Origin of the sequence: Mesorhizobium sp. CO1-1-8, assembly GCF_020164875.1 — a bacterium.
Lineage (GTDB): Bacteria > Pseudomonadota > Alphaproteobacteria > Rhizobiales > Rhizobiaceae > Mesorhizobium.
The window spans coordinates 1-14,402 of record NZ_JAIUGZ010000023.1 but is presented as its reverse complement, the minus strand read 5'-3'; the positions used below and the strand labels follow the sequence as shown (position 1 = coordinate 14,402).

13 protein-coding genes are annotated in these 14,402 nt (G+C 62.5%); 8 read left to right on the top strand and 5 right to left on the bottom strand.

All coding sequences use genetic code 11. The annotated features are described in order from the left end of the window. The first annotated feature begins 136 nt into the window (after positions 1–136). Both LB558_RS30035 and LB558_RS30030 read left to right on the top strand, forming a co-directional pair. Positions 137–799, top strand: coding sequence for a YggS family pyridoxal phosphate-dependent enzyme (locus LB558_RS30035; protein WP_224700810.1), 663 nt, complete (start codon positions 137–139; stop codon positions 797–799). Positions 800–910: 111 nt separating this feature from the next. Further along, positions 911–1,960, top strand: a complete 1,050-nt coding sequence (locus LB558_RS30030) for an aldo/keto reductase (RefSeq protein WP_224700809.1) — start codon at positions 911–913, stop codon at positions 1,958–1,960. 44 nt (positions 1,961–2,004) lie between these two features. On the opposite strand, the gene LB558_RS30025 is transcribed toward LB558_RS30030, so the two are convergent. Further along, complete coding sequence (locus tag LB558_RS30025) at positions 2,005–2,913, bottom strand: LysR substrate-binding domain-containing protein (RefSeq protein WP_224700808.1); 909 nt, start codon at positions 2,911–2,913, stop codon at positions 2,005–2,007. Between the two features lie 119 nt (positions 2,914–3,032). Here LB558_RS30025 and LB558_RS30020 point away from each other — a divergent pair, with 119 nt between their 5' ends. From LB558_RS30020 to LB558_RS30010, 3 genes are all read left to right on the top strand, one after another. After that, positions 3,033–4,214, top strand: coding sequence for an MFS transporter (locus tag LB558_RS30020; RefSeq protein ID WP_224700857.1), 1,182 nt, complete (start codon positions 3,033–3,035; stop codon positions 4,212–4,214). Positions 4,215–4,272: 58 nt separating this feature from the next. Then, positions 4,273–5,307: an aldo/keto reductase gene (locus LB558_RS30015; protein ID WP_224700807.1), complete on the top strand. Its 1,035-nt coding sequence runs from the start codon at positions 4,273–4,275 to the stop codon at positions 5,305–5,307. Positions 5,308–5,382: 75 nt separating this feature from the next. Next, entirely contained in the window at positions 5,383–5,895 is a 513-nt protein-coding gene (locus tag LB558_RS30010) for an SUKH-3 domain-containing protein (protein WP_224700806.1), read from the top strand. Between the two features lie 20 nt (positions 5,896–5,915). Here LB558_RS30010 and LB558_RS30005 read toward each other — a convergent pair whose 3' ends face one another. Then, positions 5,916–6,188: an usg protein gene (locus tag LB558_RS30005; RefSeq protein ID WP_013529022.1), complete on the bottom strand. Its 273-nt coding sequence runs from the start codon at positions 6,186–6,188 to the stop codon at positions 5,916–5,918. A gap of 302 nt (positions 6,189–6,490) precedes the next feature. Between LB558_RS30005 and acs the strand changes: the two genes are divergently transcribed. Together acs and LB558_RS29995 are read left to right on the top strand one after the other, a co-directional pair. Further along, a complete protein-coding gene (gene acs, locus LB558_RS30000) occupies positions 6,491–8,446 on the top strand; it encodes an acetate--CoA ligase (RefSeq protein WP_224700805.1) in 1,956 nt (651 codons plus the stop codon). Continuing rightward, positions 8,446–9,189, top strand: a complete 744-nt coding sequence (locus tag LB558_RS29995; protein WP_224700804.1) for an MOSC domain-containing protein — start codon at positions 8,446–8,448, stop codon at positions 9,187–9,189. Before acs ends, LB558_RS29995 begins: the two co-directional genes overlap by 1 nt. A gap of 1 nt (position 9,190) precedes the next feature. Here the strand turns inward: LB558_RS29995 and LB558_RS29990 are convergent, their stop codons facing one another. From LB558_RS29990 to LB558_RS29980, 3 genes are all read right to left on the bottom strand, one after another. Beyond that, the gene (locus tag LB558_RS29990) at positions 9,191–10,459 is read right to left on the bottom strand and encodes an SAM-dependent methyltransferase (RefSeq protein ID WP_224700803.1); all 1,269 of its coding nucleotides are present in this window, start codon (positions 10,457–10,459) and stop codon (positions 9,191–9,193) included. 410 nt (positions 10,460–10,869) lie between these two features. Further along, positions 10,870–12,288, bottom strand: a complete 1,419-nt coding sequence (locus LB558_RS29985; protein ID WP_224700802.1) for a pilus assembly protein — start codon at positions 12,286–12,288, stop codon at positions 10,870–10,872. 341 nt (positions 12,289–12,629) lie between these two features. Further along, positions 12,630–13,499, bottom strand: a complete 870-nt coding sequence (locus tag LB558_RS29980; protein WP_224700801.1) for a transglutaminase-like domain-containing protein — start codon at positions 13,497–13,499, stop codon at positions 12,630–12,632. Positions 13,500–13,665: 166 nt separating this feature from the next. Between LB558_RS29980 and LB558_RS29975 the strand changes: the two genes are divergently transcribed. Beyond that, complete coding sequence (locus LB558_RS29975) at positions 13,666–14,331, top strand: HAD-IA family hydrolase (protein ID WP_224700800.1); 666 nt, start codon at positions 13,666–13,668, stop codon at positions 14,329–14,331. Positions 14,332–14,402: the final 71 nt, after the last annotated feature.

Below are 14,402 nucleotides of genomic sequence, written 5' to 3'. Positions count from 1 at the left end.
AGCATGCGCGAACTGCGGGCGACGGCTCGGCAGTTCAGGGAATGTGGTCCGGGTGTTCACCATGGTTTGGCAAACCCGTCAACCATATGGGTATCGCGTCTGACAAAAACGCCGGTCAAAACAGCAGGATTTGCATATGGGTGACGCCGTTCAGCAATTTTTCGCGGTCAAGGCGAAAATCGCCGCCGCTGAGCGCGAGGCCAATCGCGATGCTGGCGCCGTGACGCTGGTCGCGGTTTCCAAGACCTTTGATGCCGCCGACATTAGCCCGGCCATCGAGGCCGGCCAGCGCGTCTTCGGCGAGAACCGCGTGCAGGAAGCGCAAGGCAAGTGGCCTGATCTGAAGGACGCATTTCCGGATATCGAACTGCATCTGATCGGCCCGCTGCAATCCAACAAGGCCAAGGAGGCGGTAGCGCTGTTCGACGTCATCGAAACGGTCGATCGCGAGAAGATCGCCGCCGAACTCGCCAAGGAGATCGCAAGGCAAGGCCGGGCACCAAGACTCTATGTCCAGGTCAACACCGGCTCCGAGCCGCAGAAAGCCGGCATTGAGCCCAAGGAGGCGGTGGCCTTCGTCGCCCGCTGCCGCGACGTGCATGGCCTCGCCATCGAGGGCCTGATGTGCATCCCGCCGGCCGATGAGAATCCCGGCCCGCATTTCGCCTTGCTGGAAAAGCTTGCCCATGAAGCCGGCGTCGCCAGACTGTCTATGGGCATGTCCGGCGACTACGAAACGGCAATCGCCTTCGGCGCCACCAGCATCCGGGTCGGCTCGGCGATCTTCGGCAGCCGTTGAGAGGGCAACGGCCTTTAGGCCAGATCGACAGGCTCGTTGCTCCAAGACTGGAAACGAAACGTACCGTTCCTATTTGCTTTGTGCCATCACAAACTCTCTGGAGCCTCCACCATGCGTTACAACCAGCTTGGAAATACGGGGATGTTCGTCTCCGAAATCTGCCTCGGCACCATGACCTTCGGTGCTGCCGGTGAAAATGCCCAATGGGGCCTGATCGCCAGCCTCGACCAGAAGGGCGTCAACGAGATCGTTGCCCATTCGCTCGCCGCCGGCGTCAATTTCTTTGATACGGCCGACGTCTACTCCTTTGGCGAATCCGAACGGCTGCTTGGCCAATCGCTCAGGGATCTCAAGGTCAACAGGCAAAACGTCGTCATCGCCACCAAGGCCCACGGCGCCATGGGCGAAGGCCCTAACCAGCGCGGCTCGTCACGCGGCCACATCATGGACTCGGTCGATGCCAGCCTGAAGCGGCTGCAACTCGACCATATTGATCTCTACCAACTGCACGGCACCGACACCGTGACGCCGATCGACGAGACGCTGCGGGCGCTCGACGATCTGGTTGCCAGCGGAAAGGTCCGCTATGTCGGCGTCTCCAACTGGGCGGCATGGCGCATCGCCAAGGCGCTCGGCATCGCCGAGCGCAAGGGCTTTGCCCGTTTCGAGACCGTGCAGTCCTATTATTCGATCGCCGGCCGCGACCTCGAGCGCGAAATCGTGCCGTTGCTCAACGAGGAGAAGCTCGGCCTGATGGTGTGGTCGCCGATGGCCGGTGGCCTGCTGTCCGGCAAATATGGGCCCGGCGCACCCGGCAATGGCGAAGGCCGCCGCGCGTCGTTCAACTTCCCGCCGGTCAACGAGGACCGTGCCTGGGCGGCCGTTGCCGTCATGCGTGAAATCGCCAAAAAGCATGATGTGAGCGTCGCCACGGTGGCGCTCGGCTATGTCCTGGCCAAGCCCTTCGTGATGAGCGTCATCATCGGCGCCAGCCGCATGGAGCAGCTGGAGCAGAACCTTGCCGCCACTGAAGTGAAGCTCGACACCGACGATCTGGTTCGTCTCGACCAGGTCAGCGCCCTGCCGTCCGAATATCCCGGCTGGATGCTGGAGCGCCAGGCAGCGGGCCGCCGCCCGGCGCCGTTCACGCCGAAAGCATAACGCCGCCCAGGCTGACATCTCGGGAGCCCGAGGCTCCGGAGATGTCAGGTCAGCCGGACGCTCTCGCCCAGAAAATCGAGAAAGGCACGCACCCGCGCCGGCAGATGCCGGCCCTGGCCGACATAGACCGCATGGGTGGGCTCCTCGTCGCCGGGATTGAATGCCTCCAGCAGCGACACCAGCCCGCCGGCGGCGATATCGGACGCAACATGCCAGCGCGCCAGCCGGGCGATACCCGCGCCCGCCAGCGCCATCAGCCGCATCGCCTCACCATCGCTGACCAGCGTGTTGCCGTTAATCGGAACCATGATGGCGCGGCCTTCCGCATCGAGGAAAGGCCAGCCATCGATATGCCGCACAAAACCGAAGCCCATGCGGTTGTGTCTGTCGAGATCGGCTGGCGTCTGCGGCATGCCGTGCTTCTCCAAATAGGAAGGTGCTGCAACGACGACGACCGGGCTTTGCCCGAGCTTGCGCGCCACCAGCCGTGACTCACTCAACGGCCCGGCGCGGATGGCGACGTCGGCGCGTTCGGCCATCAGGTCGATGACGCTGTCGGTCAGCACCAGATCGACCGAGATGTCGGGGTAGCGTTCCAGGAACCGAGGCAGAAGCGGGATCAGCCGGCGCACCCCGAAGGGCACGTAGCTGTTGACGCGCAAGCGTCCGCGCGGTGAAGCACCCGCCGCTGCCTCCTGCTCGGCCGCCGCCATGTCGGCGAGGATGCGCAGCCCGCTCTCGTAGAATGCTGTGCCTTCCGGCGTCAGTTGCAGCTTTCGCGTCGAGCGGCTGACCAGCCGCGCCCCAAGCCTGGCTTCCAGCCGCGCGATCAGCTTGCTCACCGCCGACGGCGTCATGCGTAACGCGCGTGCCGCGGAGGAAAAACTGCCTTCCTCGACGACGCGCAAGAAAACTTCGATCTCGCCGGAGCGATTGATGTCAGGCCTGGCCATTTGTGAATCTATTTCACAAAGAATGTGCCCAAGGCAAGTCTGGTTCACAATGCATGGCAGCACGATCTCAGGAGCCGGGGCGCGGGACGGCGCTCTTCGTCATCGAAGTGGAAACCGCCATGCCTCTTGCTCTCTACGCTCTCGCCGCCGGTGCCTTCGGCATCGGCGTCACCGAATTCGTCATCATGGGTCTGCTGCTCGACGTCAGCAAGGATCTCGGCGTTTCGATCTCGGCCGCGGGCCAGCTCATTTCGGGCTATGCGCTCGGCGTCGTCATCGGCGCGCCCCTGCTGACCATCGCCACCGGCCACTGGCCGCGCAAGACCGTGCTTCTGGCACTGATGGCGATCTTTACGCTTGGCAATCTCGCCTGTGCGCTGGCGCCCGACTACTGGACGCTGATGGGCGCCCGCATCATCACCGCCTTTGCCCATGGCACCTTCTTCGGCGTCGGCTCAGTCGTCGCCACTGGGCTGGTCGCGCCTAACAAGAAGGCCTCGGCGATCGCGCTGATGTTCACCGGCCTGACCATCGCCAACATCCTCGGCGTGCCCTTCGGCACCTGGCTCGGCCAGGCTTTTGGCTGGCGGGCGACCTTCTGGGCGGTGACATTGGTCGGTGTGGCGGCCTTCGCCGTCATCCTGGCCCTGGTGCCAAGCAGCCAGACGGCGCCCGAAAAGAGCGACCTGCGCGCCGATCTCGCCGTCCTGCGCCGCACGCCTGTCCTCCTCGGTCTCGCCACCACCGTGCTCGGCTATGCCGGTGTCTTCGCCGTCTTCACCTACATCGCCCCTTTGCTAACCGAGATAAGCGGCTTCAAGGAAGCAGCCGTATCGCCGATCCTGCTCGTCTTCGGTGGTGGTCTCATCGTCGGCAATCTCGCCGGCGGCAAGATCGCCGATCGCTGGCTGGTGCCGGCCGTACTGGGGAGTCTCATCGTGCTGGCACTGGTGCTCGCCACCATGACCTTCGCCATCCACAGCCAGGTGATGGCTGTCATCTATGTCGGCCTGCTCGGCGCGGCCGCTTTCGCCACCGTGGCGCCGCTGCAGATGTGGGTTCTGGACAAGGCGCAAGGTGCCGGCCAGAGCCTCGCCTCGTCTTTCAACATCGCCGCCTTCAATCTCGGCAATGCGGCAGGCGCCTGGCTTGGCGGCGCGGTCATTGCCCATGGGCTTGGCCTGGGTTCCCTCACCTGGGTCGCCGCCCTGCTGCCGCTCGCGGCCCTCGGCGTGGCCGGACTGGCGCTGCGTCTCGATCGCACCGCCACGCTCGGCGAGCCTGCCACCATCCGGTCGTGACCGTCCTCGGCAAACCCGCTTTCGACACCCTTCATTCCACACCACCAGGAGTAAAAAGATGGATTATCGACGTCTCGGCGCATCGGGCTTGAAAGTGCCCGCACTCTCCTTCGGCGCGGGAACCTTTGGCGGTTCCGGCCCGCTGTTCGGCGCCTGGGGCAACAGCGACGCCAGGGAAGCGCGGCGGCTGATCGACATCTGCCTGGAGGCTGGCGTCAATTTGTTCGACACCGCCGACGTCTATTCGAACGGCGCTTCTGAACAGGTGCTTGGCGAAGCAATAAAAGGCCGCCGCGACGCCGTGCTGATCTCGACGAAGACCGCGCTGCCGATGGGCGATGGGCCGGCCGATTACGGCTCCTCGCGTTCGCGATTGATCAAATCCGTGGACGATGCGCTGAGGCGCCTCGGCACCGACTACATCGACCTGTTGCAACTGCATGCCTTCGACGCCGGCACGCCGATCGAGGAGGTTCTGTCGACGCTGGACAACCTGGTCCGCGCCGGCAAACTGCGTTATGTCGGCGTCTCCAATTTCTCCGGCTGGCAGGTGATGAAGTCGCTCGCGCAAGCCGACAGCCAGGGCTACCCGCGCTATGTCGCCCATCAGGTCTATTACTCGCTGGTCGGCCGCGACTACGAATGGGAACTGATGCCGCTCGGCCTCGACCAGGGCGTCGGCGCGCTGGTGTGGAGCCCGCTTGGCTGGGGCCGCCTGACCGGCAAGATTCGCCGTGGCCAGCCCTTGCCGGAACAGAGCCGGCTGCACGACACGGCGAGCTTCGGACCGCCGGTCGAGGACGAGCATCTCTACCGGGTCATGGATGCCCTCGACGCGGTGGCCGGGGAAACCGGCAAGACCGTGCCGCAGATCGCCATCAACTGGCTGCTGCAGCGGCCGACCGTGTCATCGGTGATCATCGGCGCCCGCAACGAAGAACAGCTGCGGCAGAATCTCGGTGCCGTCGGCTGGAATTTGACGCCGAAGCAGATGAAAAAGCTCGACGCGGCAAGCGAAGTCACGGCGCCCTACCCGTATTTCCCCTATCGCCGCCAGGAAGGTTTCGCCCGGCTGAACCCGCCTGCGGTGTGACCGTATGGGCGCCAGCGGAAATTCAGACCAGGCAGCATGCGTTGCGAACCGTAGAACTCCTGATCATAATGCAGAATGAGAACTCTACCGACTGCTGTTCTGCCTATCTTCGCCGCAGCCGGATGGATTGTCGGGCGCAAGGTGCCCGTAGCTCCTGCGGCCCCGGCGGGTCATCCGGTGGCCGCTATTCTAGGTGAATTCGGCGGCCTCAACGTTGGCGAGCCCGGCCTCGGGATCGAATGCGCTCGGAGCGATGTCGTCTTTGGCTGGTCTCCACACGAAGGCTACGAAGAAATTTCCGAAATTGGCGACCTGCTTGAGACAGACTTGGCTTGCTTCGCTGAGGCTCACAATGGCCACCAAAGCCTTTATCTCGATAGAGAGGGCCGGGTCTTCGATGTGTCCCCGGTGGCGCCCGGCATAAGCCTTGTGGGACGCAGTTTTGGTGAGGCAATGGAACGCATCCTGCTGGGCAGAAAAGGCTCTCCACTTCTCCTACCATCACACGACAAAGTGTACTGGTATGGCGAGGTGCTTCTGCGTGGGAATCCTCAAATCCTCGGTATCGAGGAGTTGAGGAAGGGATAGAGCGCCGGCCGGTCTGGCCCTCAATGCAGCACGAACTCACCGTCCACCTTGCGCCATTCGTTCGGCGCGATCAGCTTCTGGTGCGTGTAACTGATCGAATGCAGCGGCCCGTCCAGCTTGGCCTTCCAGAACTCGATGAACTTGATCAGCACCGGAAACTTCGGCGCCAGATCGTAGTCTTGCCAGATGAAGCTCTGCAGCAGATGCGGGTGATCGGGAAAGTGATAAAGAATCTTGGCCGTGGTCAAGCCATAGCCTTTGAGCATCAGGTCCATTTCGGCATGGTCGCGCATGACGGTCCCCAAGTTGATTCGCCTGTCCTCCCACGGCTGATTGTGCGCGCCGCTGATTAACCGTCTATTGATTTTTTCTTCATCCGAACCGCCTTTAGCATGCGAAAACATGCAGTTAGCAGCGCACCTCTTCGAGTGCTGACAGCGCTGGAGCAGCCCCCTGCGGCATCCCGCCGCGCGAATCCAACGTCTAATGTTGCCGTAACGGCGGAACTGGTAATAATGCCGCCGAATTCGCGGCCGTGTCGCTGCGATCCCGCCGACATTTCAAGCCGGCGATTGGTTCGGGAGGAAAGTCAGGAATGTCCGAGGTTCATGTCCATCGCGTCCAACCGGCGTGGAAGAAAAACGCGCTGATCGACAATGACACCTACCTGAAATGGTATGCCGACAGCGTCAAGAACCCGGACAAATTCTGGGGCAAGCACGGCAAGCGCATCGACTGGTTCAAGCCCTTCAGCAAGGTCAAGAACACCTCCTTCGAAGGCAAGGTCTCGATCAAATGGTTCGAGGACGGACTGACCAACGTTTCCTACAACTGCATCGACCGGCACCTGAAGAAGCGCGGCAACCAGACCGCCATCATCTGGGAAGGCGACAATCCCTACGACGACAAGAAGGTCACCTATAACGAGCTCTATGAGCATGTCTGCCGGCTCGCCAATGTGATGAAGAAACACGGCGTCAAGAAAGGTGATCGAGTTACCATCTACATGCCGATGATCCCGGAAGCCGCCTATGCGATGCTGGCCTGCACGCGTATCGGCGCCGTCCATTCGATCGTCTTCGGCGGTTTCTCGCCGGATGCGCTGGCCGGCCGCATCGACGACTGTAAGTCGACCTTCGTCATCACATCGGATGAAGGCCTGCGTGGCGGTAAGCCGATCCCGTTGAAGGAAAACACCGACAAGGCGATCGAGATCGCCGCGAAGGCGGGAACGAAAGTCGAAAAAGTGGTGGTCGTGCGCCGCACCGGCGGCAAGACCGGCTGGGTGGCCGGACGCGACGTCTGGTACCATGACGAGGTCGCGACGGTGAAAGCCGAATGCAAGCCCGAGAAGATGAAGGCCGAGGACCCGCTGTTCATCCTCTACACATCGGGCTCGACCGGCAAGCCGAAGGGCGTGCTGCACACCACCGCCGGCTATCTCGTCTACGTCTCGATGACCCACCAATATGTTTTCGACTACCATGACGGCGACATCTACTGGTGCACCGCCGATGTCGGCTGGGTCACCGGCCACAGCTACATCGTCTACGGCCCGCTCGCCAACGGCGCCACCACGCTGATGTTCGAAGGCGTGCCGAACTATCCGTCGCAGTCGCGCTTCTGGGAAGTCATCGACAAGCACAAGGTCAATATCTTCTATACCGCGCCGACGGCGCTGCGCGCGCTGATGGGCGCCGGCGATGCGCATGTCACCAAGACGTCGCGCAAGTCGCTGCGCGTGCTGGGTTCGGTCGGCGAGCCTATCAATCCGGAAGCCTGGGAGTGGTATTTCAACATCGTCGGCAACGGCAAGGTGCCGATCGTCGACACCTGGTGGCAGACCGAGACCGGCGGCATCCTGATCACCCCGCTGCCGGGCGCCACCGACCTCAAGGCGGGTTCGGCGACGCGGCCCTTCTTCGGCGTCAAGCCGCAGCTGGTCGACGGCGAGGGCAAGGTGCTGGAAGGGGCCGCTGACGGCAATCTGTGCATCACCGATTCCTGGCCCGGCCAGATGCGCACCGTGTATGGCGACCATGACCGCTTCATCCAGACCTACTTCTCGACCTACAAAGGGAAATACTTCACCGGCGACGGCTGCCGCCGCGACGCCGACGGCTATTACTGGATCACCGGCCGCGTCGACGACGTCATCAACGTCTCCGGCCATCGCATGGGCACGGCGGAAGTGGAATCCGCACTGGTCAGCCACGACAAGGTTTCGGAAGCCGCCGTCGTCGGCTATCCGCACGACATCAAGGGCCAGGGCATCTACTGCTACGTCACGCTGATGGCCGGCGAGCAGCCCAGCGAGGAGTTGCGCAAGGAACTGATCGCCCATGTCCGCAAGGAGATCGGCGCCATCGCTTCGCCCGACAAGATCCAGTTCGCGCCCGGCCTGCCGAAGACGCGCTCGGGCAAGATCATGCGCCGTATCCTGCGCAAGATTGCCGAGGACGATTTTTCAGCCCTCGGCGACACCTCGACGCTTGCCGATCCAGCCGTGGTCGACGACCTAGTTGCCAACCGGCAGAACAAGAAGAGCTGATGCAGGCCGCGCTCGGCACTGTCAGTGAGCTTTGGCGCTATCCGGCGAGTTCGCTTGCCGGCGAGCGTCGGGAAACAATCTCGGTCGATATCGAGAGCATCGAGGGCGACCGCATGTTCGGCCTTGTCGACGCTTCCGACAATGAGATCGCGCGACCTGACCGCGACCCGAAATGGCACAAGGTGCCGCGCATCCGCACCCGGCTGTCGCCGACCCTGGAATTCGAGATTGCCGTTCCCGGGGACAACTGGCTCACTGCGCCAAGTATCGAGAGTGACCGCGCGGTGTCGGCCTATCTCGGCTTCGAGGCCTCGATCCGGCCGTTCCGCCGCGAGAATGCCGGGCCTGACTATTCCGGCCCGCTGACTGCGGAGCGCTACCGCAAGGCGCCCGTCCATCTGTTGACCACCGCCTCGCTGGCAAGGCTCAAAGCGTTGCATCCGGAAGGGGTCGCCGACCCACGCCGCTTCCGCCCCAACATCGTCGTCGACATGGCGGCAATCGAAGGGTCGTTTCCCGAAACGGAATGGATCGGCCGCAAGCTTGCAGTCGGCGATCTCCTGCTGACCATCTCCGAGCCATGCCGCCGCTGCGGTTTCACCATCGTCGCCCAGGATGGCTTCGACCATGATCCGGCGATCCTGCGCAACCTGGTCCGCCACAACGCCCACAATTTCGGCGTCTATTGCACGGTCGACCGGCCGGCGCGCGTCGAAGTCGGCGACGCGATGCGCTTCGTGTAAGCTATCGATACAGATCCGCCCGCGTCGGCGGCAGGCCGCTTGGGCCGCGTGCGCGCTTGGTGACGACGGTCTGGAAAATCTGTGCCGAGGCACGTTCGAAGGTGATCGAACAGCCGGTCAGGTAGAGCAGCCATAGCCGCGCCCTGGCCTCGCCCACCTCGGCGATAGCCTCGTCGAAACGCGCATGCAGGCGCTCGGCCCACAGGCGACAGGTGCGGGCGTAATGCTCACGCAGATTCTCAACGTCGTAGACCAAGAAGCCGTGCGCCTCGAGATTGCCGAGCGTCATGCCGATCGTGTCGAGCTCGCCACCGGGGAAAATGTATTTGAGCAGCGCCTTGTACTCCGGCCCCTTGCGCAGGGTCTTCTTGATATCGCCCTTGCTGCGCCTGGTAATGGCGTGATGCAGATAGATGCCGCCGGGCTTCAGCAGGCGGTGGACAGTTGAGAAATAGGTCGCGTGGTTGGCGAGCCCGAGATGCTCGAACATGCCGATCGATGAGATCTTGTCGAAGCTGCCGGTGAGTTCGGCATAGGATTTGATTTCGATGGTGATGCGGTCTTCCAGACCCTCGGCGCGGATGCGTTCCCGGGCAAGATTGCTCTGGGCCTGCGACAGCGAGACACCATGGCCGATGATGCCATAGTTCTTCGCGGCATGGATGAGCATCGCTCCCCAGCCACAGCCGATGTCGAGCAGTCGTTCGCCAGGCTTCAGCCGGAGCTTGCGGCAGATATGGTCGAGCTTGTCGATCTGCGCTTGATCGATGCTGTTGGCGAAATCCTTGAAGTAGCCGCAGCTGTAGACCATGCGCTCGTCGAGGAAGAGCCGGTAGAAGGCGTTCGAAATGTCGTAGTGATGCTGGATCGCCTCCTGGCTGGAGCCGCTGACATAGGGATTGCGCCCCGAAAGATCGGTTCGCGCCGTCATCTGCTTGCGTGCCAAGAGCACGGAAGGCAGGTCGCGCAGGATTGCGATTTTCGGCAGCGACTTGAGCTTGGTTCTGAGCTTGCCTTGCGACGGCAGGGCATAAAAATCGAATATCGTCCCGTCTTCGATGTTGATCGTCTTGGAAATCCACATCTCGATCAGCGTCGACAGGGACGGTCGCTTCACGATTTGCCAGACGATGTCCTGGTCGTTGATGGTGAGCACCGGACCAGTAGCGGGGCCGATCCGCTCCCCGGTCCACAGCCTGACGGCAAATCCCGGTTTCAGCGTCTCGACAACCGTCCGCACGATCCGCGCCGCTCTCTCGGCTGCCTCCATGCATCCCTCCCACAGGGGCCGACCCGGATTGCCGGCTCGGCTCTATGCCATGATCTTGCCTGCCCGGCCGACAGCCCGCAACCCAGTTGTCGTGTCAAAAGCGCCTTCCAGACTTTTTCAAACCTGCGCCTTGTCTTTTGCTGCAACGCACCCCATCATGAGTATGTGTTCAACAAATCGAAAGGAGGTGATCCGATGTCGAGTGATTTCGTTTTCCAGAACGTGGCCTCAGCGGATTGCACTTTCGGGAAGCAGTCTTCCCGTTAAGGCGCGAGATGCGCGGCGGCTGACCTGATAGGTCATCGCCATAGGGCCGCGCCACGGACGGAAACACGGAAGGCCGCCGGCTTCGAAAGAAGCGGCGGCCTTTTCCGTTTGCGGATTACGACTGAAACGCAGGTCTCGACAGCTTATTTGGCAACAGTGACCTTCTCGATGTTCCGGACGATGTCATCGAACGCCTGCTTCAGTTCCACACCGGTTGCGGCCTCGTAGTAGTGCCTCAACGAGGATGTATCCGCCGTGGAGCAATCCTGGAGCACGCTTTTCGCCTGGTACCGTTCGGTCGCCGTCATGGTCGGATCGTTCAGGTCGAAGCCGATCGTGTATATCTCGATGCCGTCGCGCTTCATGGCGTCGCAGATGACTTCGGCATTGCCACGGGACATCTGGCCAGCGGTCTGTGATTTTGGCGCCCCGCGACCGCCAGCGAACGCTGTATTGAACTGGCCGTCCGTCATCAGGATGGCGACCTTGGCGACTTTCTTCTTGTCGAAATTGGCGGGACCCGCACCGAGCCCGGCATTGACGATCGTCGGGCGCCACGAGGGCGAAAGCATGTAGTAGCCCCACTGCACCGCGATGCCGCCGGCGGTCACGCCAGCCGCGCTGAAGTCGTCGATCGTATCGAGCAGTTTCTCCTCGTCTGCCGACAACGGGACGAGCTCCGGTGTCGGGCATGTTCTCATGTGATCATCCCGATTGATTCTAGCCAGATACTCTTTGCCGTTGTTGTCCCACCGCGACGTGTAAGGTCCGTCGGATGACGTGTCGGCATAGCCATCCTTGTCTTTGCGTTCCGTGGCACATTTGTCCGGCGCGGGTATCACCGACGCCGAGACCGGAGCATCCACAGGCGGCGGCAGATCCGGCCCGCCTCTCGCCTCGACGAAGACGCTGTCAGCGAGACCACCGGTATTCACCGCTTCGGCATAGGGAACGATCGCCACACGCACGCGTGGGTTTTTCGCATCGATGTTGTTGTCCAGGAGATCGCTGACAGCCCCGGAAGCGGCATTTTGTAAGTCAGCGATCTTGTTGGTCTTGGCCCATGCGTTCGGCCCCATCGACCCGGTCACATCGAGCATCATCGCCACTTCGATGGTCTTGTCCGAATAGAGCGCCGTTGTGGAGGCGGCGACGCGTTTCATGTCGCCCGTGCCAAAAATTGGGAAATACAGCCCGACATCGACATGAGCGTCGGCCTGAACCGTCTTGGCAGTCCTGTTGACGATCAGCTTGTCGAGTACGATCTGGTCGGCCTGCAGAATGCCTGCCTGGCTGTTGGCGTCGAGAAAGGCCTGCACCGATTTGTTGGCATCGGCTTCCTTGATAACACCGGTCGTCAGGTCGCGTGCCGTCGACGTGACCGCAGCGTCGACCACGCCTTGGAGGCTCGATTTGGCATTGTAGAGCTGCGATACGTTGACCGAAAAGCCCACTGCCAGCGCCAAGACCGAGGCGCTAAGGCCGAACAGGACTGCGAAATTTCCACCGCGATCCCTGGCGAACCCGCCGACCGCGTGAACAAGACCCCCGTAATTCCGCATCCTACAGCCTCCACTCGCCTCGGCCTCGTCGCCGCGGAAAGGGCAATGCAGGATTCCCGCCGGATGACGCCTTGGCTTGGCGGAGAACTGGCTTGCCAGCAGCAAGTCATTGTTTTTGTTAATTTTTGAAACCCACAAAGGTGAACGGCTGGTAAACGAAAACGCGCCGTGGCGCTGGCGTTTACCGGGCGCTTACCATGCTCTGGCCCGAGGCATCGCGACGCCGTCGACGACGTCCTGTTGCGGCACAAGCTCACTGTGCCGAAGCGGACCATGTGTCCCGGAAGTTGCGCCTGGAGAGAACCTCGTTACCGCCCTGTTGCGTCGGCAGGCATCGCGGACTACGCCAGCATCTGTGCGCTGACGGTCCTGTCGATGCCGTGGTAGGGCGGGTTGAACAGATTGCCTTCCTGTTCATAGGTCCACACCTTGAACAGGCTGAGCCGGTGGGAGCCGAAACTGTGCAGCAGCGGCACGTCTGTGGCGTCGCGGCCGCGGGCGATGACGACACGGCCGATTCTCGGCGTGTTGTGGCGAGGATCGAACGTATACCATTTGCCGTCGAGGAACACTTCCAGCCACGCCGAGAAGTCCATCGGCGCCGGATCGGCTGGCACGCCGATATCGCCGAGATATCCGTTCACATAGCGTGCCGGAATATTCATGCAGCGGCAAAGCGTGATCGCCAGATGGGCGAAGTCGCGGCAAACTCCGACGCGCTCCTCATGCGCCTGAGCCGCGGTGCGGGTCGAGCGCGCATAGCCATAGCCGAACGACAGCCGATTGTGGACATAGTCGACGATCGCCTGCACGCGCGCCCAGCCGGGCGGGATGTCACCGAAGAGCTGCCAGGCCAGGCTGCTCAGATGATCCGTCTCGCAATAACGGCTGCCCAGGAGATAACCGAGAACCTCGTCCGGCAGGTCCGCCACCGGCACTTCCCTGGCCAGCGTGTTGACCTCGTCCGTCTCGCCGCTGTCCTCGACGACCGCGTCATACAGGATGCGAAAACCACCGGCGGGCGCTATGAAGCGTCGGCAGGCATTGCCATGCAGATCGTGGTACAGCCTTGTCGGGACCGCGGGCGAGGTCATCACCCGCGTCTGCCGCTTGATGTCGGCCTGCCTGTCGCGATGGATCTCGAGCACTGAAATCACCGGCGTGGCGGTTACGCATTCAATGGCGATTTCGTAGCCGAGCCGGATCAGCATCGTTGGTCCCCTTCGATGGTTGTTGTGAGAAGCAGTCTTTCCCAAACGCCCGCAGGATACCGTGGTTCCCTGGGCCGATCGAAAAGCCCGCCCCGTGTCTTCCCCTGCCCCGGTCGAGACGTTAGGTTCGGCACCCCACCAGCGCCTCTCGGACTCAAGGAAAATCATGTATTCAGGCAGAAACTTCGCGGCCTTCCTCTTCGACATGGATGGCACGCTCATCAATTCCATCGCCTCGGCGGAACGGGTATGGAGCGATTGGGCACGCCGCCAGGGCCTCGACGTCGCCGCCTTCCTGCCGACGATCCATGGCGTGCGCGCGATCGAGACCATCACCGGCCTGGCGCTGCCGGGCGTTGACCCGGCACACGAGGCTGATCTGCTGCTGAAGGCCGAGGCGGCTGATCTCGACGGCATTATCCAGATCGCCGGCGCCGTGGCATTTCTCGATTCGCTGCCGCCCGAACGCTGGGCGATCGTGACCTCCGCCCCACGTGAGCTGGCGCTGTTGCGCATGAAGGCCGCCGGCATCCCCGTCCCGGCCGTCATCGTCGCGGCGGAAGACGTTTCCCGCGGCAAGCCGGCGCCCGATTGCTTCCGGCTTGGCGCGGAACGGCTCGGCTTCGACGCGCGCGATTGCCTCGTCTTCGAGGATGCTCCGGCTGGCATCGCGGCAGCCGAAGCGGCGGGCGCGGCGGTCATGGTCATCAGCGCCACGCACAAGCACCCCTTGCCAACGCAACATGCCGCGATCGCAGGCTACGACATGGTCGGCATCACCGTCGACGAGCGTGGCTGGATCGCGCTCGAGCCACAGCGCAACGCTGCCTAGAGTATCCGTCTTGGTCAAGGCATCTGAGGTGACCATTTGCGGTCGTCCCTGATGAGAGCGTTTGCGAGAAT